Below are 26,522 nucleotides of genomic sequence, written 5' to 3' on the forward strand. Positions count from 1 at the left end.
GTGAAGTCTCCATGCGTTTAACGTCAATACGTCTCGTCGGTTTCAAATCCTTTGTCGACCCGGTCACGGTGCCTTTCGACGGAAATATGACGGCTGTCGTCGGGCCCAATGGTTGCGGTAAATCGAATATTATCGACGCCGTGCGCTGGGTGATGGGCGAGTCTTCCGCCAAGACGTTGCGTGGTGAGTCCATGGCCGACGTCATCTTCAACGGCTCGACGGGCCGTAAACCGGTGGGGCAGGCCTCCATTGAACTGAAGTTCGATAACCGGGATGGCGCCATGGGTGGGGTCTATGCCCAGTACGCTGAAATTGCGGTGAAGCGGCTGGTGACCCGCGACGGTCAGTCCAACTACTTTTTCAATGGCCAGAAATGCCGCCGCCGGGATATCGCCGACCTGTTCATGGGGACCGGGCTGGGCCCGCGTTCCTACGCCATTATTGGCCAGGGGATGATATCGCGGCTGATCGAAGCTCGTCCGGATGACCTGCGTGCCACCCTGGAAGAGGCGGCGGGGATCTCCAAATACAAAGAGCGCCGCCGGGAAACCGAAAACCGCATGCGGCGTACCCAGGAAAACCTGGAGCGCCTGGACGACATCCGCGAAGAACTGGATAAGCAGCTTGAACGCCTCAAGCGTCAGGCCGAGGCCGCCAAGCGTTACCAGGCATTGAAGCAGCAGGAATTCCAGCTAAAAGGCGAGCTTGCCGTGCTGCGCGGGCGTGCCCTGCGGGCGGAACAGTCCCAGCAGGAAAGCCGTGTGCGCGAGCTGGAAATCGCCGTCGAGAAGGACGTATTCGGCGTGCGCCAGTGCGAAACCCGCCTCGAACAGGCCCGTGAGCAACACGATGAGCTGGCCGAAGTCCTCGAACGCCACCAGCAGCAGTTCTTTGAGACCACCACCCGCATCGCCCGTCTGGAGCAGGACCAGGCCCACCGGCGCAGCCGGGAAGCGCAACTGGCAAGCGACATCGAGACGGCGCGGCGAGACCTCGACGAGCAGCGCCAGGTCAGCGAAGGCGATCAGGAACGCCTGGCCGCCATTGAAGCGCGGTTGGAAGAATTGCTGCCCGAGCACGAAGCACTCGACGAACAGCTGGAAACGCTGGAACAGGCCCTGGCCGATGCCAGCCCCTCTCTGGAGGCCGCCGAGCAGCAGTGGGCGGATGCCGAAAGCCACTGGCGGGATGCCAGCCGCGAGGCCGAGCGCCGCCAGGATCAGTTGCGTGACCTTGAACAGCGCATTGCTCGCCTGCAGGCCGAACGCCAGCGCCGCCGTCAGCAGCGGGGCGAGCTTGCCGATGTCACCGAATTACGCAGTGAGCACGCTGAATGCCAGGCGCGCAAGGAAGAGGCCGAACAGCGCGCTGAGGCATTCCAAACCGAGCGCGACCAATGGCAGCAGCGCTACAGCGAAGCCAAGGCGGCTTACCAGCAGGCGACCCAGGCCCGCGATCAACAGCGCGCCGAGTTGAGTCAGCGACAGGGCGAACTTGCCTCGCTGGAGGCGCTGATTGATGCCGCGCTTGCCGATCACGACCCGCACATCACCGAGGCGTTAGCCGCCCACGGGCTTGCCGAGGCGCCACGGTTGGGGGAGGCCATCAGTGTCGAACCCGGCTGGGAACGGGTGATTTCCTGGCTGCTGGCGCCCTGGCTCAATGCCCGTCTGGTTGCCGTTGATCAGTTGCAGGCCCTGCCCGACGCGCTGGCCACCGACTGGTGTTTGATTGACCGGGCGTCGCCTGCCTTGCACGGTGGACAACGCCTGGACGCGCTGGTGAGTGGGGCGGGCGCGCTGGGTGAATGGTTGGCAAGTATTCACTATGCCGAGAGCAGCGCCGAGGCGGATGCGCTATTAGCCACACTTGCCCCGGGTGAAAGCGTGGTCACGCGGGAGGGAGTGTGGCGCGGGCGTGGCTGGTTGCACCAGCAGGCCAACGGCGACGGCGTGGACGCGCTGTTGGTCACCCGGCGTCGCTATGATGAGCTGGCGGCCCGCCGGGAGCAGGATGAAGAGGCGCTGGCGCTTGCTGAAGCCCAGTGCGAGGCGGCCAGTGAAACCATCGAGACGCTGGAGCACACCCGCGATCAACAGGCGGAGGAAGAGCGTGCCCACGCCGCCACGCTCCAGCAGCTGGCGGTCACCGAGCAGCGCCTTTCTCAGCGTCTGGAACATCTGGAAAGCCGAGCCACAGAACTTGACGAAGAATTGAGTCAACTGCAGGAAGATGAAGCAGAGTTAGCGCTTACTCTCGATGAGCAGCGTGCCCGCTGGCATGAGGCCATGGAACAGCTGGAAATGGCTGCCCAGGCCCGCGACGAAAGCGCCGAGCAGCGGGATCACCAGCGCGAACAACGCGAACGGTTGAATCAGCAGCATGCACCGCTGAAAGCCCGCCAACAGGCGCTGGCGCTTGAGCGGGAACGTCTCAACACCGAGGTTAATAGCCTGCGTTCCCAGCAGTCGCGTAGCCATGAAAGCGAAGAGCGCCTGGCGCTGCGCATTGAAGAGTTGGAAGCATCGCGGGAGACCCTGTTTGAACCTGACGAGCTTGCCGCCGATGAGCTTGAAGAGCTGCTTCACCAGCGCGAACAGCAGGAGCAGCGTTTAAACGACACCCGCCAGCAAACCCAGACGCTGGCAGAGCAGTTGCGTAACGACGAACTGACCCGTCAGCAGCATGAACGTAATCTGGAACAAAGCCGCGAGCAGCTGCAGCAGCGGCGAATGGACGTTCAGGCGCTGGCGCTAAAAGCTGCTACTCAGGATGAGCAGCTCACTGAGCTGGGCCACGATGGCGATGCATTGGCAGAACAGCTTGCCGACGACGCCACTGAAACCGCCTGGCAGGAGCATCTGGAAAGCACCACCGACAAAATTCGTCGCCTGGGGGCCATTAACCTGGCGGCGATTGAAGAATATGATCAACAGGCCGAACGGCGTGACTACCTGGAAGCCCAGCACGCTGAGCTAAGCGAAGCGCTGGAAACCCTGGAACGCGCCATTAAACGTATTGATCAAGAAACCCGCATTCGTTTTAGAGATACGTTTGATCGGGTCAATACCGGATTGCAAACCTTGTTTCCGAGAGTGTTTGGCGGCGGCACTGCCTGGTTAACGCTCACCGGTGATGACTTATTGGAAACCGGTGTGGCGATCATGGCGCGTCCACCGGGTAAAAAGAACAGCACGATTCATCTCTTATCCGGGGGGGAAAAAGCACTGACGGCACTCTCGCTGGTATTCGCTATATTCCAGTTAAACCCGGCGCCTTTTTGTATGCTGGATGAAGTCGATGCTCCCTTGGATGATGCTAACGTTGGTCGCTATGCCAAGTTGGTAAAAGAGATGTCGGAAAACGTTCAGTTCATCTACATCACCCATAACAAAATTGCCATGGAGGCCGCCGAGCGATTAATGGGGGTCACCATGCAGGAGCCGGGGGTCTCGCGGATGGTCTCGGTAGGGATTGAAGAAGCGACAGCGATGGTGGATTAATGCTCGCAAGTGTTAACGTTATTAACTACCCTAACGGTTAATGATCCACATCCCAGCGTTAAAAAAGGTGACTCAAGGCGCTAAACTTATCTATATTATATGGCGATGAGTGTTTTTGGCCTTCAGTAGTGTTAAAAAATGCGCTAAGCACATCCGGCTTCCGGTACTCGGCAGGGCGATGTTTAAAGGGGCCGAGCTTGCATTGCAAACACCGGTTTCAATCGCAAAGGATGTTGCTATCGCGTAAGGTAGTTAATTAATAGGCAGGCATTGGGGCACTTATCGCCGACGGTATAGTCGAATTTTTGCCTTAGATAACGTTAAAAACTGTGCGATAACGTGAAAATTAGCAAAAAGTGGCCCTTTTCGTAGTAATCGCGCTATGCTTAGGGTAAGTATAGGTTTAACAGTAGTGATCTAATTTTCAGGCATCGCGCCTTAGCAACCGTCAAAATGACCCATGGAATGTTCAACATGGAATTAAGAGAGTGGCTAATCATTTTAGGGCTGGCGCTGGTTTCCCTCATCGTCATCGATGGGGTGAGACGACTCCAGCGCCAGCGCCGTGTTCCTCGCCTTGACCAGTCTGTCGGCGAAACTCCGTCAAGTCGATCCACCGAGTTTGACGATGAGGCTAAAGAAGCCGAAGTCAACTGGGAGCTTCCCAACGGCGGAGCCCGTGTCGTAAAGCCTGCTGATTATAGCGGTTTCAATCAAAAGCCCAAGTTGGAACGCCAAGAACACCCGGGACCCTCAAAAATACTTTCCCAGTTTAAGCGCGGTAGCTCCAAGACAAGTTCATCTGTCTCCTCGAGGGTAAAAGAGAGCTGGAAAGAGAGCCGGGATGAGCAACCAGCCACCACGCGCACAGCTGAAGCATCGACAACGACGCGTGCCCAGCGCCCCGAGGTGAAAATGCCTGAGCCAACGCCAGCGCCAGAAGAAGGCCATCGCGAACCTGCGTTGTCCTCCTCAGACGGCGCCAGCCCTGCGCCAGATGAAAACGCCACCGCTGCCAGCCGCGAGCCTCGTTTAAGTGCCATGGAGGATAACGAGGTTGAACGTTCGGCGGCCACGCAAGATGTCCATGACGACAGGCCGGTACTGAGGGCTGAGCCGGAGGACGCCGCGTTCGCCAAACACGCCTCCTCTGATGGATCGACGAAACGTCGTCATCTGCGCAACGATATTGCCGGTGAATACCCGGATGAAGACGAAGAAGATACCTATCGTCTGGTCGACTTTGAGGAAATTGGTCGTTCACTGAAACAGAAAATGATCGACCATCGCAAAGCCCGGGCAAAGAAAAAAGCCGAGAAGGCGCGTCGCGCCGACGCATTAGCCAAGCAGAAAGCAGAGCGTAAGGCGCTTGAGGCAGAGCAGCGCCGGGCAGCCGAGGAAGCCGCCGAGGCAGAGAAAGCCCGCATCGCTCAGGAACAGGCGAAAGAACGTGAGTTGGCTGCCCAGGCCGCTGAAGAAGAACGTCTCGCCCAGGCGTCCGAGATGGCCCATTATGCCGCTGAGGAAGAAGCCTACGACTCGCTGGAGCCACAAGCGACCCGGCACGAGCCTGATGAAGGGGTAGTACGGACTCACCCTGCACTGGAAAAAGCATTGCGTCACGATGTCTGCGGTGAACACGCCAAGGAAACCTTGACCAATGCAGAAGAAATGATCGTCATCAGCGTGCTGTCACGCGACCCGGAAGGCTTTGACGGTGGCAAGCTGCTGGAATTGATGATGGCCTGTGGCCTCCGCTATAGCAGCGCCATGGGGGTTTTCCACCGCTTCGAAACCGAAAGTGCCGACAGCGAACTGCAATTCTCCATGGTCAATGTCGTCAAGCCCGGCACCTTCCCCATTGAAGAGATGGATGAGTTTGTGACCCCTGGCATTACCTTGCTGATGCCGCTACCCGGCGCCCACGACAGCTCGGCAGCGTTCGAGGCCATGGTCGAAACCGCCATGGTAGTTGTGCGGCATATGGGTGGCGAGCTGAAAGACGAGAACCATAGCGTGATGACGGCACAAACCATCGAGTTTGCGCGCCAACGCGTACACGAGTTTGAACGCCGACATCGCCTGCACCGCCATATGCAGGCGCACTAACAGCGCGCTTGTCATCCAGCACCCGTCCTCTTGCAGAGGGCGGGTGTTTTTTATTTTATAATACCGTTAATTCGTACCACCGCTATCGAGAACCCGCTTCAATGAGTCAGCCTGCCCCCGATGTGCGGCAAGAAGTCAGCCAGCTTCGCGCCGAGCTGGACGACGCCAACTACCGCTACTATGTGTTGGATGAGCCCACGCTATCCGACGCGGACTACGACCGTAAATTTCAGCGTTTAAAAGCCATTGAAGACGATAACCCTGAACTTGTCTCGCCGGATTCCCCTACCCAGCGGGTGGGCGCGGCGCCTGCCGATGGCTTCCCCGAAGTGGCCCACGCCATTCCCATGCTGTCGTTGGATAACGCCTTTAGCCGTGAGGATATCCACGCATTTGCCGAGCGCGTTGCCGAACGCCTGGAGAGCGAGGCGGATGATATCGAGTTTAGCTGCGAGCCCAAGCTGGATGGTGCGGCGGTGTCGCTGGTTTACGAGCAGGGTGTGCTGGTCAGTGGGGCGACGCGGGGCGATGGTCGCACCGGCGAGGGAATTACCTCCAACCTGCGCACGCTACGCTCGGTGCCCTTGAAGCTGATGGGGAAAAACGTCCCCGAGCTGCTGGAAGTGCGCGGCGAAGTGATCATGCGCCATGCGGGGTTTGAAGCGCTCAACGAACGCGCCCGGGAAGAGGGCAGCAAGGTGTTTGCCAACCCGCGTAACGCAGCGGCGGGTAGCCTGCGTCAGCTGGACCCGCGCATCACCGCTAAACGGCCGCTGGAGTTTCATGCCTATCAAGTTGCACGAATCAACATGGCGAACCTTGATGATAGCGTGATGCCAACTCATAGCCGTCAAATGGAAAGACTCGAAGATTGGGGTTTTCGCACCAGCGCCGAGCTAACCACCATGAAGGGCCCCAAAGCCGTCGCCGATTACTGCGAACAGCTCGGCGAGAAGCGCGACCAGCTGGGCTACGATATCGATGGCGTGGTCATCAAGGTGAACGATCTGCGCCACCAGCGGGAGCTTGGCTTTGTCGCCCGGGCGCCGCGCTGGGCCGTGGCCTTCAAGTTCCCCGCCCAGGAAGAAGTCACAACGCTCAACGAGGTGGAATTTCAGGTGGGGCGTACCGGCGCCATTACCCCGGTGGCACGGCTTGAACCGGTGACCGTGGCAGGCGTGACGGTTTCCAATGCGACGTTGCACAATGCCGATGAAATTACTCGCTTGGGCGTCATGATTGGCGATACCGTCGCGATTCGTCGTGCCGGTGATGTGATTCCACAGGTGGTCCGGGTGGATACCGACAAGCGCCCCGCGGATGCCCGGCCCATTATCTTTCCCGACCGTTGCCCGGTGTGCGACTCAGAGATCGAGCGTTTAGCCGATGAGGCCGTTGCCCGCTGCTCCGGGGGGCTTTACTGCGCCGCCCAGCGTAAAGAAGCGCTGAAACATTTCGCCAGCCGCAAGGCGCTGGATGTCGACGGTCTGGGCGAGAAGTTGATCGAGCAACTCGTTGACCTGGACTGGGTGAAAACCCCGGCAGATTTGTTTCATCTGACCGTTGAGCAACTGCAAGGCCTGCCACGCATGGGGGAAAAGTCATCCCGCAATCTGGTCAACGCCCTGGATAACGCCAAGTCGACAACCTTGGCGCGGTTTATCTACGCATTGGGCATACGCGAAGTGGGTGAAGCCACGGCGTCCAACCTGGCGAATCACTTCGGCACCCTCCAGGCATTGCAGGACGCCGACCAGGCAGGGTTGGAAGCGGTGAACGATGTCGGGCCGGTGGTCGCGGCTCACCTGCACACCTTTTTCCGCCAGCCGCATAACCTGGAAACACTGCAGGCGCTGATAGACGCAGGCGTAACCTGGCAAGAAGCAGAGGTTACCCAGGGCCCCACGCCCCTTGACGGCCAGACCTGGGTGCTCACCGGCACCCTTGAGTCGATGACCCGGGATGAAGGTAAGGCGCGCCTGCAGGCGCTGGGTGCCAAGGTGGCAGGCAGCGTCTCCAAGAAAACTGCCTGCCTGGTGGCGGGCGAAGCCGCTGGCAGCAAACTCACCAAGGCCGAGCAGATGGGTGTCGACGTCATCGATGAAGCGACCTTTATAGACCGATTGGCAGAGTGGGAGCAGAGCTAATGAGCCGATTTATTGAAGTACCCGCCAGAATGCTGCCGCAGGAAACCCTGGATGCCCTGCTCGAGGCGTTTGTGACTCGTCAGGGCTACGACACGACCGATACCACGGGCGAGGGCATGCATGGCTGGGTTGCGCAGCTTAAAAAGCAGCTTGAGCGCAATGAGCTGATCATTGCCCACGACCTTGAGCTAGAGATGACCGAGGTGATGACTCTCGCCCAGTGGCGGTCATTTGGCCGGGATATCGCCGACGACGAAGAAGAAGGCGATATCTAGCGGCGGCTCAGGCCCTCTCACTCCGAATAATCGCGCTGATAAGCCGCCGCCCCGGGTGGAGGTGGTCGACCAGCGGCAACTCCAACGGCTGCGGGTCGTCGCTGATACGCGAGGCAATCACCTCGGCGCACAGCGGCGCGCTGGCAAGCCCACGGGAACCGTGGGCGGTGGATATCCACAGCCCCGGGTAATGCTCCCCCCGTGTATCAGGCACTTTCGAGGCGTCCTTGCCTAATGCTTGATACGCCTCCTGCCAGGATTCAGCTACCGGCACCGGCCCTGCATAGGGGCTTTTGTCCGGGCTTGCCGCACGCACGGCGGCCCGGCCCTCGAGTGATTCGGAGCTGAGCTCAACGCCTGATGCCTCAAGAGCCGCCACCCAGTCGGGCAATGCCTGTCGCAGCTCGTCAATATTGCGCTGGTGGTCGTCATGGGTGACGTGGCGGGTGTCGTTATTGGGTACAAAGCTGGCGCCAAAGGTCAGCACTCCATCCACAGGCGGTGAAACATAGCCGCCAGCGCAAACTACCCGCTGAGGCGCTTGCACGTCTTCGGGCAGCGTCACTTCGCTGACCTGGCCGCGCACCTGCTGGAGCGGCAGTTGTGTGGTTTGCGCAAAGTGGTTGGCCAACTGGGCGTTGGCGATCACGACCTGGTCGGCACTGACGGTATCGCCGTTGGTCAGGTCGAGCTGCCAATGCTGCCCGTCCCGCTGCAACTGCCTCACGTTCCCCTGAATAATGCTGATAAGCGGATGGGCGAGCAGCTGCTCGCAGAGCGTTTTGGGGTGTACCCAGCCTGCCTGGGGATAAAACAGCGCCTGCCGGGCACTGATCGGCACCCCGGCAAGCTCGCTCAGGTTTTCCGTATGGGCCGACACCACCGCTTCAGGCAGCGCATGGTACGCCATGAAGCGCTGCTGGCGGCGGGCTTCCTTATCGCTTAACGCCAGCTGTACCACGCCGCTTTGCTGCCATACAGGCGTATCCGTGGCTAGCTGCCCAAGCCAGCGCTGGGAATACATCAACCCGGCCAAATAAAACCGGCTTTGATGGTTCGTCTCGGCGGCCAGTTTGACGTATAGCGCCCCTTGGCGATTGCCTGAGCCGCCCGCACCGGGTGCCTCACGCTCTACCACGCTGACCTTGATCCCACGCCTGGCAAGGGCGGCGGCGACACTGGCCCCGGCGATGCCCGCGCCGATCACGGCAACATGTCGGTTATCCAGGCCTGCAGGCGGCGTAAACCATGGCGTGGCGCGGCGGCGCGTATCGCTGGGTGGCACGGCGATCGCGCCTGCCAGCATTTCCCGCTTGCGTCCAAAGCCCGGCACTTTTTGCCACCCAAACCCGGCGGCTTTCAGCCCGCGTTTGACGATACCGGCGCAGGTGAAGGTGGCGAATGTCGCCCCGGGGCGTGAGCGCGCCGCCATGGCCTCAAATAGCTCAGGTTGCCACATCTCAGGGTTCTTGGAAGGTGCAAAGCCATCCAGAAACCAGGCGTCGACCTGGCCATCCAACTGCGACAGGCGCTCGGTGGTGTCACCAAAATGCAGATCCAGCGTCACGCGTTCGCTCAGGTGCAAACGGTGGATGCCGCTGACCGCTTCGGGCCACTGGTCGCAAAGCACCTGTGCATAAGTGGCAAGCGACGGCCATGCGCTCAACGCGCGGATAAGCGAGGTGCGATCCAGGGGAAACTTCTCTGTGGATAACAGGTGAAGCCGGGCGTGGGCCGGTGCATGCGCGGCAAAGCAGGCCCAGGCACACAGCATATTCAGCCCGGTGCCAAAGCCGGTCTCGCCGATCACAAAGGCACGCCGCTGCTGCCACTCGGTAAAGCGAGCAGGCAGGTGGTTGGCGTTGATAAACACGTGCTCGGTTTCAGCGCGGCCGTTATCACGGGAAAAATAAACGTCGTCGAAGGCGTCCGAGTGCGGCGCCGCGTCGTTCCAGGTGAGCGACGGCGACGTCAGCGCCGCCAGAGGCGGCAAAGGGTAAGGGTGTTGCGTCACGCAGTCATCCGTGTTGCAGAAAGATGGTTAAAAAATGACCAATTTGTGAATAGGGGCGTTATTCCTGGCTTAGGGAAATGCGTCCGCCGTGTTTTCACAGAGTTTTCCACAGCCTCTGTGAAAAAGCCGACGGACCCTCCATATTCACTCGTCAGGGTCAAGGTAAAACTTTCTTGAACGGCTTGACGGTCACCTGGGAATAAACACCGGCAATGACGTAGGGGTCGGCATCGGCCCAGCTTTTGGCGTCTTCCAGGCTGCCGAACTCGGCAATCACCAGGCTGCCGCTGAAGCCCGCTTCGCCAGGGTCATTGGCATCAATGGCCGGGTGGGGGCCTGCGAGCACCAGGCGCCCTTCGTTGCGCAAGGCTTCCAGCCGCGCTAAATGGTCAGGCCGGGCGGCCAGGCGGCGTTCCAGACTGTTAGCCGTATCTTCACTGATGATGGCATATAGCATGTGCATAACTCCTTGAATGAAAGAAGGAACAAAAAGGTAGGTAACCACGGCTTCAATTGACCGGATCGGTATAAGCGAGCACCATATCGCATCAACCTAAGCCTTATTCTGACAAACTCGCCACACGGCGTCATGCCTATGCTCCGACTTCCTGCCACGTTTGAGACCGACCAGCGTTACCCCGTTGATTTGCATATGCATTCGACGGCCTCCGACGGTGCCTTGACGCCGACGCAACTCGTCACGCTGTGCGCCGAACGTGGGCTTACCCACATGGCGTTGACCGACCACGATACCATGGATGGCATAGCGGAGGCGGGCCAGGCGGCGGTATCCACAGGTATGTGCCTGCTGCCCGGTTGTGAGTTATCCACTCGCTGGCAGGGTATCAATATTCACATGGTGGCGCTGATGCCGGGCGGCCTCCAGGGCCCGCTGGTGGAAGGGTTGATCCATCAGCGTGAGGCGCGTATCAAACGCGCCGAGGTGATTGCCGAGCGGCTTGAAAAGGCCGGTCTGACTGACGCCCTGGCCAAGGCCCGCGAGCAGGCCGGTAGCGACCGGCCACTAGGTCGCCCCGACTTTGCCCGAGCCCTGGTGGCAGACGGCATGGTGGCCGATTGGGCCAGCGCCTTTAAGCGCTTTTTGGGCAGCGGCAAGAAAGGCGATGTAAAGGCCCATTGGCCTGAAATCAGCGACGCGGTGGGCTGGGTTGTCGCCTCAGGCGGCGTGGCGGTGCTGGCTCATCCGCTGCGACACGGCCTGACCCGGCGCAAGCGTGGCCTGTTGATGGATACCTTTCAGGCAGCCGGCGGCCAGGCGGTGGAACTGGTCAGCGGCCAGCAAAATCCGGACAGCACCCGGGATCTGGCGCGCCAACTGGTCGAACGCGAGTTATACGCCTCGATGGGCAGTGACTTTCACTTTCCCGGCAGCCACGCCGCCCCTGGCAGCATGAGCATGATACCGCGAACCGCAGCGCCGCCTATCTGGCAGCATCCGCGTTTACGCCACCTGCAGGACGCACCGGCTGGGCCTCTCGCCGCTGCATAAGCTAAGGTAGGCGGTAGGACCACTAATATCCACAGGCAGGAGTACGCCATGAGCCAATACTTTCAGATTCATCCCGAGAATCCGCAAAAACGCCTGATCGACCAAGCCATCGAGATTATTCGCAAAGGCGGCGTGGTGGCGTACCCCACCGATTCCGGCTACGCGCTGGGTTGCCACCTGGGCGAGAAAAAAGCCATCGAGAAAATCAAATGGCTGCGCTCGCTGGACGACAAGCACAACTTCACCCTGGTGTGCTCGGACCTGTCGCAGATCGGCACCTACGCCAAGGTCGATAACGACGTGTTCCGGCTGCTCAAGGCGCATACGCCTGGCCCCTACACCTTCATTCTAGACGCCAGCACCGAAGTGCCACGCCTGCTCCTGCACCCCAAACGGCGTTCTATCGGTGTTCGCGTGCCCGACCACCGCATCACCCACGCGCTCCTGGATGCACTGGGCGAGCCGCTGATGAGCGTCACCCTGATTCCCGTCGGCGAGGACCTGCCAATGAGCGACGCCGAGGATATCCGCGAGCGCTTTGGGGCACACCTGGACCTGATCATTGACGGTGGCGCCTGCCACCTGGACCCCACCAGCGTCATCGACCTGCGCGAACTGCCGCCCAAGATCGTCCGCGAAGGCCGCGGGGATGTCACGCCCTTTACCGTTTAAGTGGTTGATCTGTTAAGCGCTTGAATGCTTAACGTCCTCATCGTCTAACGGCGCGCCTCAGGTGTCACTATCCTGGGGCGCGTTTTTATCTGTGTCGTCGCCGTTGTCGTCTTTCTTCTTTTCTTCTTTCTTTTCTTCCTCTTTCTTGCGCGGGTCTTCACTGTGTTCATCCAGCCAGGTGCCGCAGCGCAGGCAATAGTAGGCGCGTTTTTCGTGGCGCTCGTGGCCGCAACCTGGGCAGGCTTCTTCAGAGTAGCGATCCTCGCGGATCGAACGTATGACCTGGGCGGAGAACACCCCGGTGGGCACGGCGATGATCGAGTAACCGAGCAGCATCAGCACCACGGTGATGGATTTGCCTAACGGCGTTGCCGGCACGATGTCGCCGTAGCCTACCGTGGTCATGCTGACGATCGCCCAGTAGATCGACATGGGAATACTGGTAAAACCGGCTTCTGGCGATTCGATCACATACATTAGCGCCGCAAACAGCGTGACCACCATGAAAATGCTGAAGAAGAACAGCAGGATCTGGCGCAGGCTGCGCTTTAACGCATCGATCAGCAGCCGCGCTTCACCGACAAACTCCATCAACCGCAGAATGCGGAAGATCCGCAATACCCGCAGGATTCGCACAATCACCAGACCGTGGGCGCCGGGTATCAGCAATACCAGCCAGGTGGGCAGGATGGCGATCAGATCGACAATACCGTAAAAGCTTTTCAGGTAGAGCGTGGGGCGCTCAAGGCAGTAAAGGCGCAGCAACAGCTCGATGCTGAACAGGATGGTGAATATCCACTCCAGGACATAAAAAAGCATGCCGTAGCGCTCGGCATAGGCCTCAACGCTATCCAGTAATATGACCCCGACGCTGAGCAGGATCGCCAGAATCAAGCCAATGTCAAAGGCTTTGGCACCCGGCGTATCGGACTCGAAAATGATGTGGAAAAGCTGCGCGCGAAGTCCCTCTGCGCCAGGTTTTAATGAAAGATTCATCAGGCCGTCCTGAAAAAGGCTGTGAGCGCTAGCGTAGCGCGGTTTGATGCGCCATGCGATGGGCAAGGGCCAGTGCGGCCTTGGCATACGTCACGCTTGGCTGGCCGGTGCTTCCCAGCGCATCGCGCATGGCGCTTGCGTCATCACGGGCCTGGTCGGTGAGCGCCGGATCGGCGGCCAGCATGGCAAGTGCCTCCTGAGCTGCCGCCAAGTGCTCGGCGCGGTGGCTGTCATGGTAGGCATCAAGCGCCAGCGTTGCCCGGTGCATCCATTGCGCGGCGGCGTCAGCGTCGGGAAGCGGCCATTGCTGGGCGGCGAGGGCGTTGCCACGGGCGGCCTTGCTGGTGTCTGAAGGGCGCAGGGGAACGCTTTCGGCGATCGCCTGGGCCAGCGACCAGAGTGCCTCGGGCGCGCCGTGTTTAAGCTCGAGTTCCGCTTCGCAGATGATCGCCTGATGCCCGCCGCTGTGAATCCTGCCTTCATCCAGTGCCAGTTCGATATGGCTGTCCTGCCACATCACCTGCCAGCTCCACCGTTCAAAATCGGTGCTCAGCTGAGGCTGCAGCGTGGGAATTGCCTCGCCCAGGGCGCCCTGAAACGGCGGGAGCTCGGCAAGCCCTTGGGTATCCAGGTGGCGTGTCGTCAGCGGCCATTCCCACTCATGGCGTTGCGAAAACCCGCCGCCGCCGTGGCCGGCGGTCTTGACGGTATGCAGCACCTGATCGTCCACCTGACGCAGACGCACCGCGATGCGCGCCTGGGCAAGTGCTCCCCCAGGGGTGTCGTAATAGGTGTTGGTCAGGGTTTGCCGACTGGGTGTCAGGGTCTGCAACAGGGGGTACTGGCGCAGGGCCACCGGCCCCTCTGGGGACAGGGCAAGCTTCAGTTCAATCTCGGTTGGCTCTGAGGGTTTCATGACAATTGCCACCTCTATACTATGACATTTAGGTTAAATTTTAATGACGTTATGAACTTTTCATGACGGCGGCAGATGCACTCTCTATACTATTGCCGCCATTTCCCGGCTTCCCGAAAAAAGGCGTAAAGGCTTTATGGTTACTTCCAACCCTTTTTCCTCGATGTTTGGCCGCTCGCCATTCCAGCCGCTGCTCGCTCACATCGTCAAGGCAAACGAATGTGCCGATCAACTCCTGCCCTTCTTCGAAGCGACGCTGGCAGGCGATTGGGAGAGCGCTGCGCAACTACGCGAAAACGTCACCCGTTTAGAACACGATGCCGACGTACTCAAGACCGAGTTACGTCTGAACCTGCCTAACACCATGTTCTTGCCTGTTTCGCGCTCCGATCTGCTCGACCTGATCAGCGTACAGGACAAGATTGCCAATAAAGCACGCGACATTACCGGCATTATGCTGGGCCGTAAAATGACCGTGCCTGACGAGTTGGCTGACCCCATGCGTGACTATATCCGCACCAGCGTGGCCTGTGTGGCGCAAGCCCGCCAGGCGCTGGAAGAACTCAAGGACCTGTTGGAGTCAGGCTTTGGGCGCAACGTATCGGATGTCATGCACAACATGATCCGCGAACTGCATACCCTTGAGCACCAGGCCGATGGTCAGCAAGTCGCGATCCGCCGTCAGTTGTTCAGTCTGGAAAGCGAGCTACCGCCGGTCGATGTGGTCTTCCTCTACCAGATCATTGATTGGGTAGGCGAACTTTCCGACCGCGCCGAACGGGTCGGTAGCCGCCTGCAGATCATGACCGCCAACTAATTTGTGATCCAAACCTAATACCTGATCCCAACCAAGGGAAGCGTTATGCAGATCATTGCTCAGCACGGTGATATTTTTATCATCCTGGCCTGTCTTTTCGGCTTTTTCATGGCCTGGGGCGTGGGGGCCAACGACGTGGCCAACGCCATGGGTACCTCGGTCGGCTCCAAGGCCATCACCATCAAACAGGCAATCCTGATTGCCATTGTGTTTGAGTTTCTAGGTGCCTGGCTTGCGGGCGGCGAAGTCACCAATACCATCCGCAAGGGCATTATCGATCCTGAACTGCTGCAGGGGGAACCACAACTGCTGGTGTACGGCATGTTGTCGGCGCTGCTGGCAGCGGCCACCTGGCTGTTGGTTGCCTCGATGAAGGGGTGGCCGGTTTCGACCACTCACTCGATTGTGGGTGCGATTGTCGGCTTTGCAGTGGCAGGCCTGGGGGCCGAGGCCGTCGACTGGGGGGCGGTCGGTAATATCGCCGCGAGTTGGCTGGTGTCGCCGCTATTGGCCGGTACGGCCGGTTTCGTGCTGTTTAAGTCGGTCCATCACCTGGTGTTTGAAGACCGCAACCCACTGGCAGCCGCCAAGCGTTATCTGCCCGCCTATGTGTTCCTGGTAGGCTTTGTCGTCTCCATGGTCACCATGACCAAGGGCCTGAAACACGTTGGCCTGAATCTTTCGTTTGGCCAGAGCCTGGTGATCTCGTTGATCCTGGGCGGGTTGCTCGCCGGTGTCGGTGTCTTGATGGAACGCCGTGTGAAGTACGTAGAAAGCAGCGATGATCACTTTGGCTATGCCAACGTGGAGCGCGCTTTTGGTGTGTTGATGATCTTTACCGCCTGCGCCATGGCCTTTGCGCACGGCTCTAACGACGTGGCCAACGCGGTTGGCCCGCTGGCGGCGGTGATCAGCGTGGTGCAGACCGGTGGTGAGATTGGCGGCTCGGCGCTGGTCCCCTGGTGGGTACTGGTGCTAGGCGGTGGCGGTATCGTGGCCGGTCTGGTGACCTACGGTCATAAAGTGATTGCCACCGTGGGTACAGGCATCACCGAGCTGACGCCGAGCCGCGGCTTTGCCGCGACCCTGGCGGCGGCCACCACCGTCGTACTTGCGTCAGGCACCGGCTTGCCGATTTCCACCACCCATACCCTGGTTGGTGCCATTCTGGGGGTTGGCCTGGCGCGCGGCATGACGGCGCTCAACCTGCGGGTGATCGGTACGATCGCCATGTCGTGGTTGATTACGCTGCCCGCAGGCGCGGCGCTCTCCATTCTGTTCTTCTTTATGTTCAAGGGTATGTTCGGTTAAGCGGCGAGGGCAGTACAACTGACCCGGCACGCAAACGCCTGGTACCCCAAAGCGGCATCTTCTTTATGCATAAGTGCATTAGAAGGTGCCGCTATTTTTTGTGCTCTGGTAAAGTAACCGTAGTTATTAACCATAGTTCTTCCATTCACCTGCTGCCGGAGAGCGGCCCCTTGGATACACGCTTCCCCTTTGTCGACTGGTTTCGTAATGCCTCCCCCTATATCAATGCGCACCGGGGGCGAACCTTTGTCATCTTGATCGAAGGCGAAGCCATGGCGTCTGGCCGAGGGGAGCAGTTGATCCAGGACCTGGCGCTGCTGCATACGCTGGGCGTGCGACTGGTGGTGGTGTTTGGCATTCGCCCCCAGGTGCACGAGGCGCTGAGTGCGGCGGGGGTTGAACCGACGCGTCTCAACGGCCGTTGGGTCGCCGACCGCGCGGTTATGGCGCATGTGGAACAGGTGGCTGCCCATCAGCGCCTGTGGCTGGAGGCGCGGCTTTCGCTGGGCCTGCCCAGTACGCCGCTGCATGGCGTGGAGCTAAGCGTGATTTCCGGCAACCTGGTGACCGCCAAACCGTTGGGCGTGCGCGAAGGGGTGGATTTCGACCACAGCGGCGAGGTGCGCCGGGTGCGCGCCAGCGCCATTGAAGGATTGCTGGAAAAAGGCTCGCTGGTACTGTTGCCGCCGCTGGGGTTTTCCAGCACCGGCGAGGTATTCGACCTGGATGCTTCCGAAGTGGCCCAACATGCCGCGGTGGCGCTCAAGGCCGACAAGCTGATTCTGCTGGGCGAGTCCGAAGGTCTGGAAGACGAGCAAGGTGCACTGCTGCGCCAGCTGTCTCCCGCCGATGCCGAGCCGCGCATCCAGCATGCCGCGCCGGGCAGTGAACTGGCCCGCCATCTCAACGCCGCCTGTACCGCCGCGCGGGAAGGCGTGGCCCGCACTCACCTGCTTTCCTGGCGCAATCACGATGCCTTGCTGGGAGAACTCTTCACCCGCGACGGTGTGGGTACCATGATTACCCAGCACCGCTATGAACAGCTGCGCCCGGCCACGCTCAACGATGTGGCGGGCCTGTTGGAGCTGCTGGAGCCGCTGGAAAACAGAGGCATGCTGGTGGCACGCTCCCGCGAGCGGCTGGAGCACGAAATCGATGACTACATGGTAATTGAGCGCGACGGCATGGTGATCGGTTGCGCGGCGCTGCATGTCTTCCCTGATACGGGCGTGGCCGAACTGGCCTGCGTAGCGGTGCATACCAATTACCGCGGTGGCGAACGCGGTGAGCGTCTGGTCGAGGCGCTGGAGCGCCGTGCCCGCCAGCGCGCGGTGCAGGAGATGTTTGTGCTGACCACCCACACGGCGCACTGGTTTGTGGAGCGGGGCTTCCGCGCCGCCAGCCTTGAAGAGCTGCCGACGCTGAAGCGTGAAACCTACAACCACGCGCGTAAATCCAAGGTGCTGGTCAAAACGCTGGCGAGTTAGGTATTGAGGATCACACCGCCGTTCAGGTGCATTGTTTGTCCGGTCATGTAGGACGACTCTTCGCTTGCCAGATACACATAGGCAGGCCCCATTTCGCTGGGCTGGCCAGCGCGCTTCATCGGCACTTGGCCGCCAAATCCGGCGACTTTATCGTCGTCGAAGCTGGCGGGAATCAGCGGCGTCCATACCGGCCCGGGGGCAACGGCGTTGACCCGAATGCCGCGGTCCATCAGCGACATGGCAAGCGAGCGCACCAGGCCCTGAATCGCCCCTTTGGTGGCGGTGTAGTCGATCAGCGTGTCGTTGCCCTTGAAGGCGTTGATCGACGAGGTGGCGATGATCGTATCGCCCTCGCTCATGTGGGGTAGCGCGGCCTTGGTCATGTAAAAGTGGCTGAACAGGTTAGTTTGAAAGGTACGCTGCAACTGGTCGTCGGGGATCTCGGTAATATCGCGCCAGTCGTACTGCTCAGCCGCGTTATTGACGACGATATTGAGCTTGCCGAATTCTTTCAGGGCGCGCTTCACAATCTCACGACAGAAGCTGGGAGCTCCTACGTCACCTTTCACAACCAGGCAGCGACGGCCTTCAGCCTCAACCAGTCGTTGGGTTTCTTTGGCATCTTGAGTTTCCTTCAAATGCACGATCACGCTGTCGGCGCCTTCGCGTGCATAGTGCACTGCCACCGCGCGGCCAATACCGCTGTCGCCGCCGGTAATGATTGCCACTTTATCCAGCAGCTTGTCGGCACCTCGGTAGCTTTCGCGAATAAACTCGGGTTCCGGGTGCATGATGTGTTCGTCGCCCGGCTGTTTGGCTTGATGCTGAGGGGGTTGTTGCTGATTGCTCATGTGCGGTCACTCCTTTGTTGGCACAAACATCAAAAAGTAAGATGCAGCAGGTGCCGGCCTCCTTGGACACCCGTTTTTTAATGTAGACCCGGCTCGCCAGTAGGGGCAAACCGGGGCATCTACAGCATGGCGTAAGCCGGAATCCACGACGATAGTGACAGACGATGTGCCTTATTCAGTTTGCTAATCACCTTGCTGAATACCATGGTTTTTATATGGCATTGTTTTTAAATTGTTTTTTAATTCGAAGGGGATGGATGGGCGAGAGGTGCTTAATTGCAAGTTACGCGTGACGCACTACAGTGAAGACAGGCAACGTAATGCCGAGCACCATTAACCGTAAGGAGTACGCGTTATGTCTCATCCCGACAGGAAAGACGAGAAATCACCCAAACCTCAGGACGAACACTACAGTGAAGCCAATCCGATGCCGGATACGCATCATGTAAACCCTGAGTCCGAAGACTCGCCCCAGAAACCGGGCAAGGACAGGCAAAAAGACAAGTAGTAAGCCAGGTTGATCCCGTCAACTCAGTAATCGCGGCGCTACCCCTTGTAGCGCCGTTTTACTTCCACGCTGAGTTGGCCTTCGCCCAGGCGCAGCTTGAGTTTTTGCCCCGGCGAGGTATCGTCCGCGCGCCGCACGATCTGACCCTGCTCGTCCTGAGCGATGGCGTAGCCACGGCCCAATACCGCAAGCGGGCTGATGGCATTCAACTCCCGGGCGGCGCTGGTTAACCGGGCCTGGCGGCTTTCCAGCTGGCGCTGCATGGCAACGCCCAGGCGGCGACGTAACAGGCTTACCCGTTCTTGCTCGGCACGGTGTAGTTTGACCATGTCCTGGCTGGCCAGGCGCCTGCTCAATTGCGATACCTGAGCTTTCTGCTGGGTGAGCGTTTGCTGCATGGCGCGGCTCAAGCGCTGGTGGAGCGCGGTTAAATGCTGGCGCTGGCGATTGAGCTGCTCGCCGGGGTGGCGCAGTTTGGCACGCAGGGTGTCCAGCCGCTGGCTGTCCCGCTCCAGGCGCGCCTGCATGGCCCGCATCAATCGGTTTTCATGGTGTTCAAGCTGGCGCTTGAGGGTGTGCTGGTCCGGCACCAGGCGCTCGGCCGCGGCGGAAGGCGTGGGCGCGCGCATGTCGGCGGCAAAATCCGCCAGGGTGATATCCACCTCGTGACCCACCGCCGACATCACCGGCAGCCGGGAGTGAAAAATCGCCCGGGCCAGGTGCTCGTTGTTGAACGCCCACAGGTCTTCCAGACTGCCGCCGCCGCGGGTGATCAGAATGGCATCGCGCTCGGGATCCAGCCGCGCCTGGCGATTGAGCAGGGCCAGCGCCGATATCATCGCCGGTGCTGCCTCGGCCCCCTGCACCGGCACCGGAATCAGCGTGACATCCGCCAGCGGCCAGCGGGCGGCCAATACCGCCAATACGTCACGAATCGCCGCGCCCGTCGCCGAGCTTAAAATCAACAGCTTGCGCGGCGGAAAGGGCAGGGGGCGGGCGTTGGCAAACACGCCTTCACCGTCGAGCTGGGCTTTTAAGCGCTCGAACGCCGCCAGCAGTTCGCCCAGCCCCGCTGCCTGAACGGCCTCGGCAATCAGCTGGTAATCGCCACGGGGCTCGAACAGCGACACCCGCCCGCGCAGCTTGACCTGGTCGCCGTCGCGCATCGGCGCCGACACAAACCGTGCCCGCTGACGAAACAGCGCACAGCGGATCTGCGCCCGGTCATCCTTCAGGGTGAAGTAAACATGCCCGGACGCCGGGCGCGAGACGTTGGAAAGCTCACCCTCTACCCACACCTCGCCCACGTCGCGCTCGAGTGTCTGCTTGGCGCGCTGATTGAGCTGACTGACGGAAAGCGCCTGGGGCGTGGCAGAGGACATAGGTTAAGCGCGCTCGGTGAGGAAGTGTTTCAGCGCCGCCGGGTCGGGGACGCCCTGGATGGTTTCACCGTCGATGATCAAGGTGGGCACCGACTGAATGCGCGCTTCTTCCATGGCGTGGCGCAGCGCGGCCTGGTGCTGCTCGCGGTAGCGGCCCTCGGCAAGCGCATCGAGCACCGCCTGGCGCTCCAGACCGACGGAGTCGGCAATGTCGGCCAGCACGTCAGGGTCGCCAATATCGCGTTCCTGCTGGAAGAACGCCTTCAACGTTGCCATCGAATAGGCGTGGCCCAGGCCGTGCTCTTCAGCCATGGCGAAGACTTCAAAGGCCTTGTCGGTGCGCGGCTGCGGCGAAATATTGGGCAGCTTGATGGGCACGCCCAGTTTTTCTGCCATGGGGTAGACCGCCTCGCGCCACACTTTGGGCAGGTACGGGTCTTCGACCTTCAAGGTGGGCACCGGCGCCGGGCGCAGCTCGAACGGGCGCCATTGGATGTCGACGTCCAGGCCTTCGGTGGCCTCGGCAAGCACCTCTTCGGCCAGCAGGCAGAATGGGCAGACGTAATCGCTGTAAACAATGATTTGCTGGGTCAACACGCACCCCTTGGGTCGGTAAATGAATCGGCTATCAGGCTACCACCAATCGTCATTATCCATTGGTATAAGCGTAATGGCGTCTCTGCATTGCTGGGACGGCCCTCTACCCGTTATAATGGGGGATTAACTTTTCACGCCCCGTCTTCCACTTCAAATTGGGTGTTGCCGCTATGCTACGTATGGCTCAAGAAGCACTTACGTTCGACGACGTACTCCTCCTGCCCGGTTATTCGGACGTTCTCCCCAAGAATGTTAACCTTAAAACCCGCCTGACCCGCAATCTCTCGCTTAACATTCCGCTTGTCTCCGCCGCGATGGACACGGTGACCGAAGCGCGACTGGCGATTGCCATGGCGCAGGAAGGTGGCATTGGTATCATTCACAAAAGCATGACCATGTCGCAGCAGGCCGCTGAAGTGCGCAAGGTGAAGAAGCACGAAAGCGTGATCGTTAAAGACCCGATTACCGTCAGCCCCAAAGCCAAGCTCGAGGACCTGCTCGCCATGGCGCGCGAGTACGGGTTCTCCGGTTTCCCGGTGGTCGAAGGCGAAACCCTGGTGGGCATTGTGACCGAGCGCGACATGCGCTTCCAGCCCAACCACGGCGACAGCGTGGCCGACATCATGACCCCCCGCGATCGGTTGGTCACCGTGCCGGAAGGCACCCAGCTTGAAGAAAGCAAAGCCAAGATGCGCGAACACCGCATCGAAAAAATGTTGATTGTTGACGATGCCTTCCACCTGCGCGGCCTGGTGACCTTCCAGGACATCGAAAAAGCCCGCACTTACCCGATGGCCGCCAAGGACAGCGACGGCCGTCTGCTGGTAGGCGCTGCCGTGGGTACCGGCCCGGAAACCCCGGACCGCATCGCGGCGCTGGCCGAAGCCGGTGTTGACGTGATCGTGGTAGACACCGCTCACGGCCACTCCGAAGGCGTGATTGACCGCGTTCGCTGGATCAAGGAACACTTCCCGGCCATTCAGGTGATTGGCGGCAACATCGCCACCGCCGCCGCCGCCAAGGCGCTGGCCGAAGCGGGTGCCGATGCGGTGAAGGTCGGCATCGGCCCCGGTTCTATCTGCACCACGCGGATCGTCACAGGCGTGGGTGTACCGCAAATCACCGCCGTCTCCAACGTGGCAGAAGCGCTCAAAGAGTTCGACATTCCGCTGATTGCCGACGGCGGCATCCGCTTCTCCGGCGACCTTTCAAAAGCCATTGCCGCTGGCGCAAGCGCTGTGATGGTGGGTGGCCTGCTGGCCGGTACCGAAGAAGCCCCGGGCGAAGTGGAGCTTTACCAGGGCCGTACCTACAAAGCCTACCGCGGCATGGGCTCCATGGGTGCCATGTCCGAGAATCAGGGCAGTGCCGACCGCTACTTCCAGGACAAAGCCGAAGGTGCCGAAAAGCTGGTGCCGGAAGGCATCGAAGGCCGCGTACCCTATAAAGGCGTGATGGGCGCCATCGTCCACCAGCTGATGGGCGGCCTGCGTGCCTCCATGGGTTACACCGGCTGCAGCACCATTCAAGAGATGCGCACCAAGCCGGAGTTCGTGAAAATCACCGGCGCTGGCTTCAACGAATCCCACGTCCACAACGTGCAGATCACCAAAGAAGCTCCCAACTACCGGGTGAGCTAACCAGCGCTTTAGTTCAATAGCGGCGGGCATGGCTCGCCGCTTGCTTTTTGGCCTTACCGTGGCCCCGCCCCGCTTAATGAGATACCGCCATGAGTGACATTCACGCCCACAAGATCCTGATTCTCGACTTCGGCTCCCAGTACACCCAGTTGATCGCCCGCCGGGTCCGCGAAATCGGTGTGTATTCCGAAGTTCGCGCCTTCGATATCACCGAAGAAGAGATTCGCGAGTACAACCCCAACGGCATCATCATGGCCGGTGGGCCGGAATCCGTCACCGAGCTGGATTCCCCGCGTGCGCCGCAGTGCGTGTTTGACATGGGCCTGCCGGTCTTTGGCATCTGCTACGGCATGCAGACCATGGCCGAGCAGCTGGGCGGTAAGGTAGAAGGCTCCCACCAGCGCGAATTCGGCTACGCCCAGATCCGCCTGGACGAGCCCACCGCGTTGTTTAAGGATATTAAAGACCACGTTGACCACGAGACTGGCAAAGCGCTGCTGGACGTATGGATGAGCCATGGCGATAAAGTCGCCCAGGCACCGGACACCTTCACCGTGACCGCTTCCACACCGAGTTGCCCGATCGCCGCCATGGCCTGGGAAGAGAAACAGTTCTACGGCGTGCAGTTCCACCCGGAAGTGACCCACACGCTGCAGGGCCAGCGCATTCTCGAGCACTTCGTGCTGGATATCTGCCAGGCCGAAAAGCTCTGGACGCCCGCGCAGATCATCGAAGACCAGGTACAGCGCGTTCGCGAGCAAGTGGGTGACCGCCACGTGCTGCTCGGCCTTTCCGGCGGCGTGGATTCATCCGTGGTTGCCGCGCTGTTGCACAAGGCGATTGGCACCCAACTGACCTGCGTGTTCGTGGACAACGGCCTGCTGCGCAAGGCGGAAGGCGACCAGGTCATGGAAACCTTCGCCAAGCACATGGGCGTAAAGGTCATCCGTGTGGACGCCGAAGACCTGTTCCTCGACAAGCTGAAGGGCGAACAAGACCCGGAAGTGAAGCGCAAGATCATCGGCAACACCTTCATCGACGTGTTCGATGATGAAGCCAGTAAAATCGAAAATGTGGACTTCCTCGCCCAGGGCACCATCTACCCGGACGTGATCGAATCCGCCGCCAGCAAGACCGGCAAGGCCCACGTGATCAAATCCCACCACAACGTGGGTGGCCTGCCGGAAACCATGAAGCTCAAGCTCGTCGAGCCGCTGCGCGAACTGTTCAAGGACGAAGTGCGCAAACTTGGCCTGGAACTCGGCCTGCCCTACGACATGGTCTACCGCCACCCCTTCCCGGGGCCGGGCCTGGGCGTACGCATCCTCGGCGAAGTCAAAAAAGAGTACGCCGACATCCTCCGCGAAGCCGACGCCATCTTCATCCAAGAGCTGCGCAATGCCGGCTGGTACGAAAAAACCAGCCAGGCGTTTGCCGTGTTCCTGCCGGTCAAGTCAGTTGGCGTCGTCGGCGACGGCCGCCGCTACGAATGGGTCATCGCGCTACGCGCCGTCGAAACCATCGACTTCATGACCGCCCGCTGGGCGCACCTGCCCTATGAACTGCTGGAGAAGGTATCCAACCGGATTATCAATGAGTTGGAAGGGGTGTCGCGGGTGACTTATGATGTGAGCAGCAAGCCGCCTGCTACTATTGAGTGGGAGTGATAACGCGTTAGGCAATAGCTGGCACTAAAAGGTAATTAATAAAGAATAAGCCCATTTTTTTATGGGCTTTTTCACGTCTTGGAGCTTTTAGAAGTGCCAAGCACCGGCTTGAGCGTGATATCTAAGGTTGTATTAACGAATCCTGATGCCATGACCGAAAGTCGATGCCATGCGGCTTACCCTTATGCCTTTATGAGATCAGTTATTTATAATCATTTGATTTTAAATTTTTTTCCTGGGTTTTAGGTGTTTTTTTGCATGTTATCCGAACTAAAAAAGGATAAAATTCTTGCAGACTTATGCCAAAACTGCCCACCCTCGCGTCGAGAGAAAACTCCACAAGGTTAATAGCCGGGATGGCCTCTTACCCCTGTCGGCACTATCTCGTTCCGTTACAACTACTCAATTGATGGCAGATAAGAAACGATCACCTTTGGTCGCTATGCCGTCGGTTGCATAACTCTGGCGGAAGTCCGCTAGCAGACTTGCGAAGCCAAGCGGATGTGTGGCCTATGGTAAGTCTTCAGTGAATGATAAAGCTCGTGATAAGGTGCAAGCTAAAGTGATAGCCGCTCATTGCCTGGGCCGAAAAATGGCCACGAAACTACCAGATGGCTGACTCTAACCGAGATATGCGCTGCTCGGTCTGTATCCTGCCGTCGCGTTACGACTCAGGCGTACCCATGAATAGTGCCATGCTGAACCCGCCATGATGATGGCCTACAAGCTGGATCAAAAAAAGGTGGCCACTTTACAAGTTCTAGCTGCATGTCGTGCTGTGCAAGGCCAGTACCTTGCTTCATGAATCTGGATATAACACCGACTGGATAGAGAAGTATCTGGTGCATGAGCAAAATGGGGAAGGCGATATATAACAAAGCTAAGTATCTCGAGCAGTGCATAGCGATATTGCAGGACTGGGCTGATATGATAGATGAGTGGGCTGGAGAGTATAAAAGCTCAGTAGTTCTTGGTTTACTTGTTCTACTATCTTTGATTTGTCATGAAGTTTCGGAAGGGTTGTTCCTATGAGCCAAGAATGCAGTTGGGAAGAAAAAATAGTTAATGATGAGGGAGATATTCTGGATGAACTGAATGATTTTAAAACAGAGGCACTAAAAGAATATATATGTAGCGGTGTTTTTGATAATGAATATCTTTTCAGGGTTCTTGAAGATGTTTTGAGTCAACCCGGTATGATTTATATAAGAGAAAGAAAGAATCGAAAAAGGAGGGATGAGTTTATACAGGCTTTGATGCAAGTAATTCCAAAAGAATCTGACAATATTCATGATATGCTTGCCTCTAAGAATGCTATGATGAAATGTTCAGAAAGCCTTTTTGATAGATTGTCTTCGTTTATGGAAAAGTGCGATATAAGTAAGAAAGATGAAGCTGTTCAGGTTTGGTCGCATATAAAGAGAGTTGAGGATGGGTTTAAAAGTATCCATGGCTATTTGGAGGATAAATTAGATAAGAAGCCCAAAAATAAAAATCTTTCACCTTATGTGTCTCTTGAAGATGAGGATGGGAATGTTTTTTCAGCAGATGGTGCGTCTGAAAATCTGATTAAGTATTTATCTATAACTCTAAAGCTTCTTTCGTACAAGTTTGATTGGTTTTGTGATGATAAAGTTGTAATTCCGGATCAAGTGGTTGTTGAAGAAGATAACTTATATCAAGCAGGTTCAATTGAACTTTTGGCCCGCTCATGGATGGAGCTGGAGGAAGTTAGCCAGAGGTGTTTACTTTTTGGAGGCTATGTTCAGGAGAGAAAAGGAGAGGACGTTCCAGAAGAAGCCAAGATGAATGGCGTAAAGGCTTCTTATCATTTTGAAAGGTTAGAATCCGAATATGAGCTCCATGATTCAATAGCCTGTGAACGAGTAAAGCGAAAATCTCTTCAAGAATTTGTGAATATAATTTCTAGACAATCTTTTAGGAGTGCAGTGGTACCAGAGCTAAAAAATGTTGGAAAAATAGAAGAAAGAAGTTTTTTGTGTGAGGAGGAAATACTAACATGCTCTATCTTGGATGATGTTTTTTGTGTGAGCACGTTAGAAGACAAAAAACTTATCATGGTCTGACTCTTGCAGAATGGGTACGGTGTTACTTTGTTT

Annotated in this window: 20 protein-coding genes; 13 read left to right on the forward strand and 7 right to left on the reverse strand. The window is 58.6% G+C overall.

Annotated elements, in window-relative coordinates; genetic code table 11:
• Positions 1–11 precede the first annotated feature (11 nt).
• The 4 genes from smc to IT895_RS03570 all read left to right on the forward strand — a co-directional run bounded on the left by smc (position 12) and on the right by IT895_RS03570 (position 8,034).
• On the forward strand, positions 12–3,503 hold the full coding sequence (gene smc / locus IT895_RS03555) for a chromosome segregation protein SMC (protein WP_199284708.1): 3,492 nt from the start codon (positions 12–14) through the stop codon (positions 3,501–3,503).
• 474 nt (positions 3,504–3,977) lie between these two features.
• Positions 3,978–5,612: a cell division protein ZipA gene (zipA, locus tag IT895_RS03560; protein WP_199284709.1), complete on the forward strand. Its 1,635-nt coding sequence runs from the start codon at positions 3,978–3,980 to the stop codon at positions 5,610–5,612.
• A gap of 101 nt (positions 5,613–5,713) precedes the next feature.
• Entirely contained in the window at positions 5,714–7,759 is a 2,046-nt protein-coding gene (gene ligA / locus IT895_RS03565; protein ID WP_199284710.1) for an NAD-dependent DNA ligase LigA, read from the forward strand.
• A complete protein-coding gene (locus IT895_RS03570) occupies positions 7,759–8,034 on the forward strand; it encodes a YheU family protein (protein ID WP_066321347.1) in 276 nt (91 codons plus the stop codon). The genes ligA and IT895_RS03570 overlap by 1 nt, the downstream gene beginning before the upstream one ends.
• A gap of 7 nt (positions 8,035–8,041) precedes the next feature.
• Here the strand turns inward: IT895_RS03570 and mnmC are convergent, their stop codons facing one another.
• Positions 8,042–10,048 carry a bifunctional tRNA (5-methylaminomethyl-2-thiouridine)(34)-methyltransferase MnmD/FAD-dependent 5-carboxymethylaminomethyl-2-thiouridine(34) oxidoreductase MnmC gene (mnmC, locus tag IT895_RS03575; protein ID WP_199284711.1) on the reverse strand — a complete coding sequence of 669 codons (2,007 nt, stop codon included), beginning with the start codon at positions 10,046–10,048 and terminating at the stop codon, positions 8,042–8,044.
• A 157-nt stretch (positions 10,049–10,205) separates the two neighbouring features.
• A complete protein-coding gene (locus tag IT895_RS03580; protein ID WP_199284712.1) occupies positions 10,206–10,505 on the reverse strand; it encodes a YciI family protein in 300 nt (99 codons plus the stop codon).
• 138 nt (positions 10,506–10,643) lie between these two features.
• On the opposite strand from IT895_RS03580, the gene IT895_RS03585 reads away from it, so the two are divergent.
• Together IT895_RS03585 and IT895_RS03590 are read left to right on the forward strand one after the other, a co-directional pair.
• Positions 10,644–11,558, forward strand: a complete 915-nt coding sequence (locus IT895_RS03585; RefSeq protein WP_442786528.1) for a PHP domain-containing protein — start codon at positions 10,644–10,646, stop codon at positions 11,556–11,558.
• A gap of 48 nt (positions 11,559–11,606) precedes the next feature.
• Positions 11,607–12,230: an L-threonylcarbamoyladenylate synthase gene (locus IT895_RS03590; protein WP_085918128.1), complete on the forward strand. Its 624-nt coding sequence runs from the start codon at positions 11,607–11,609 to the stop codon at positions 12,228–12,230.
• Between the two features lie 57 nt (positions 12,231–12,287).
• Here the strand turns inward: IT895_RS03590 and IT895_RS03595 are convergent, their stop codons facing one another.
• Positions 12,288–13,226 (reverse strand): ion transporter, encoded by a 939-nt coding sequence (locus IT895_RS03595; protein ID WP_199284714.1) that lies wholly within the window; start codon positions 13,224–13,226, stop codon positions 12,288–12,290.
• 28 nt (positions 13,227–13,254) lie between these two features.
• Entirely contained in the window at positions 13,255–14,142 is an 888-nt protein-coding gene (locus IT895_RS03600) for a CYTH domain-containing protein (protein WP_199284715.1), read from the reverse strand.
• A 136-nt stretch (positions 14,143–14,278) separates the two neighbouring features.
• On the opposite strand from IT895_RS03600, the gene IT895_RS03605 reads away from it, so the two are divergent.
• The 3 genes from IT895_RS03605 (at position 14,279) to argA (ending at position 17,757) form a co-directional block, all read left to right on the forward strand.
• Positions 14,279–14,959 (forward strand): TIGR00153 family protein, encoded by a 681-nt coding sequence (locus tag IT895_RS03605; RefSeq protein WP_085918124.1) that lies wholly within the window; start codon positions 14,279–14,281, stop codon positions 14,957–14,959.
• A 45-nt stretch (positions 14,960–15,004) separates the two neighbouring features.
• Positions 15,005–16,270: an inorganic phosphate transporter gene (locus IT895_RS03610; RefSeq protein WP_199284716.1), complete on the forward strand. Its 1,266-nt coding sequence runs from the start codon at positions 15,005–15,007 to the stop codon at positions 16,268–16,270.
• 170 nt (positions 16,271–16,440) lie between these two features.
• On the forward strand, positions 16,441–17,757 hold the full coding sequence (gene argA / locus IT895_RS03615) for an amino-acid N-acetyltransferase (protein ID WP_199284717.1): 1,317 nt from the start codon (positions 16,441–16,443) through the stop codon (positions 17,755–17,757).
• On the opposite strand, the gene IT895_RS03620 is transcribed toward argA, so the two are convergent.
• Positions 17,754–18,608, reverse strand: coding sequence for an SDR family oxidoreductase (locus IT895_RS03620; RefSeq protein ID WP_199284718.1), 855 nt, complete (start codon positions 18,606–18,608; stop codon positions 17,754–17,756). The two genes, argA and IT895_RS03620, sit on opposite strands and share 4 nt — an antisense overlap.
• Positions 18,609–18,963: 355 nt before the next feature.
• Here IT895_RS03620 and IT895_RS03625 point away from each other — a divergent pair, with 355 nt between their 5' ends.
• Positions 18,964–19,116 carry a hypothetical protein gene (locus IT895_RS03625; RefSeq protein ID WP_176243645.1) on the forward strand — a complete coding sequence of 51 codons (153 nt, stop codon included), beginning with the start codon at positions 18,964–18,966 and terminating at the stop codon, positions 19,114–19,116.
• A 38-nt stretch (positions 19,117–19,154) separates the two neighbouring features.
• On the opposite strand, the gene xseA is transcribed toward IT895_RS03625, so the two are convergent.
• Positions 19,155–20,498 (reverse strand): exodeoxyribonuclease VII large subunit, encoded by a 1,344-nt coding sequence (gene xseA, locus IT895_RS03630; protein ID WP_199284719.1) that lies wholly within the window; start codon positions 20,496–20,498, stop codon positions 19,155–19,157.
• A 3-nt stretch (positions 20,499–20,501) separates the two neighbouring features.
• The gene (locus tag IT895_RS03635) at positions 20,502–21,092 is read right to left on the reverse strand and encodes a DsbA family oxidoreductase (protein ID WP_199284720.1); all 591 of its coding nucleotides are present in this window, start codon (positions 21,090–21,092) and stop codon (positions 20,502–20,504) included.
• A gap of 173 nt (positions 21,093–21,265) precedes the next feature.
• On the opposite strand from IT895_RS03635, the gene guaB reads away from it, so the two are divergent.
• From guaB to IT895_RS03650, 3 genes are all read left to right on the forward strand, one after another.
• Positions 21,266–22,735, forward strand: a complete 1,470-nt coding sequence (gene guaB / locus IT895_RS03640; RefSeq protein ID WP_085918118.1) for an IMP dehydrogenase — start codon at positions 21,266–21,268, stop codon at positions 22,733–22,735.
• A gap of 89 nt (positions 22,736–22,824) precedes the next feature.
• Positions 22,825–24,402, forward strand: a complete 1,578-nt coding sequence (guaA, locus tag IT895_RS03645; RefSeq protein ID WP_199284721.1) for a glutamine-hydrolyzing GMP synthase — start codon at positions 22,825–22,827, stop codon at positions 24,400–24,402.
• 1,028 nt (positions 24,403–25,430) lie between these two features.
• A complete protein-coding gene (locus IT895_RS03650; protein ID WP_199284722.1) occupies positions 25,431–26,489 on the forward strand; it encodes a hypothetical protein in 1,059 nt (352 codons plus the stop codon).
• The last annotated feature ends 33 nt before the right edge of the window (positions 26,490–26,522 follow it).

It is taken from the genome of Halomonas sp. A40-4 (assembly GCF_015767635.1).
Classification (GTDB): Bacteria; Pseudomonadota; Gammaproteobacteria; order Pseudomonadales; family Halomonadaceae; genus Vreelandella; species Vreelandella janggokensis.

Excerpts from the sequence above, each read along its gene's own strand:
- smc (WP_199284708.1), top strand. The coding sequence starts at position 12 with ATGCGTTTAACGTCAATACGTCTCGTCGGTTTCAAATCCTTTGTCGAC.
- zipA (WP_199284709.1), top strand. The coding sequence starts at position 3,978 with ATGGAATTAAGAGAGTGGCTAATCATTTTAGGGCTGGCGCTGGTTTCC.
- ligA (WP_199284710.1), top strand. The coding sequence starts at position 5,714 with ATGAGTCAGCCTGCCCCCGATGTGCGGCAAGAAGTCAGCCAGCTTCGC.
- IT895_RS03570 (WP_066321347.1), top strand. The coding sequence starts at position 7,759 with ATGAGCCGATTTATTGAAGTACCCGCCAGAATGCTGCCGCAGGAAACC.
- IT895_RS03580 (WP_199284712.1), bottom strand. The coding sequence starts at position 10,505 with ATGCTATATGCCATCATCAGTGAAGATACGGCTAACAGTCTGGAACGC.
- IT895_RS03585 (WP_442786528.1), top strand. The coding sequence starts at position 10,644 with ATGCTCCGACTTCCTGCCACGTTTGAGACCGACCAGCGTTACCCCGTT.
- IT895_RS03590 (WP_085918128.1), top strand. The coding sequence starts at position 11,607 with ATGAGCCAATACTTTCAGATTCATCCCGAGAATCCGCAAAAACGCCTG.
- IT895_RS03595 (WP_199284714.1), bottom strand. The coding sequence starts at position 13,226 with ATGAATCTTTCATTAAAACCTGGCGCAGAGGGACTTCGCGCGCAGCTT.
- IT895_RS03600 (WP_199284715.1), bottom strand. The coding sequence starts at position 14,142 with ATGAAACCCTCAGAGCCAACCGAGATTGAACTGAAGCTTGCCCTGTCC.
- IT895_RS03605 (WP_085918124.1), top strand. The coding sequence starts at position 14,279 with ATGGTTACTTCCAACCCTTTTTCCTCGATGTTTGGCCGCTCGCCATTC.
- IT895_RS03610 (WP_199284716.1), top strand. The coding sequence starts at position 15,005 with ATGCAGATCATTGCTCAGCACGGTGATATTTTTATCATCCTGGCCTGT.
- IT895_RS03620 (WP_199284718.1), bottom strand. The coding sequence starts at position 18,608 with ATGAGCAATCAGCAACAACCCCCTCAGCATCAAGCCAAACAGCCGGGC.
- IT895_RS03625 (WP_176243645.1), top strand. The coding sequence starts at position 18,964 with ATGTCTCATCCCGACAGGAAAGACGAGAAATCACCCAAACCTCAGGAC.
- xseA (WP_199284719.1), bottom strand. The coding sequence starts at position 20,498 with ATGTCCTCTGCCACGCCCCAGGCGCTTTCCGTCAGTCAGCTCAATCAG.
- guaB (WP_085918118.1), top strand. The coding sequence starts at position 21,266 with ATGCTACGTATGGCTCAAGAAGCACTTACGTTCGACGACGTACTCCTC.
- guaA (WP_199284721.1), top strand. The coding sequence starts at position 22,825 with ATGAGTGACATTCACGCCCACAAGATCCTGATTCTCGACTTCGGCTCC.
- IT895_RS03650 (WP_199284722.1), top strand. The coding sequence starts at position 25,431 with ATGAGCCAAGAATGCAGTTGGGAAGAAAAAATAGTTAATGATGAGGGA.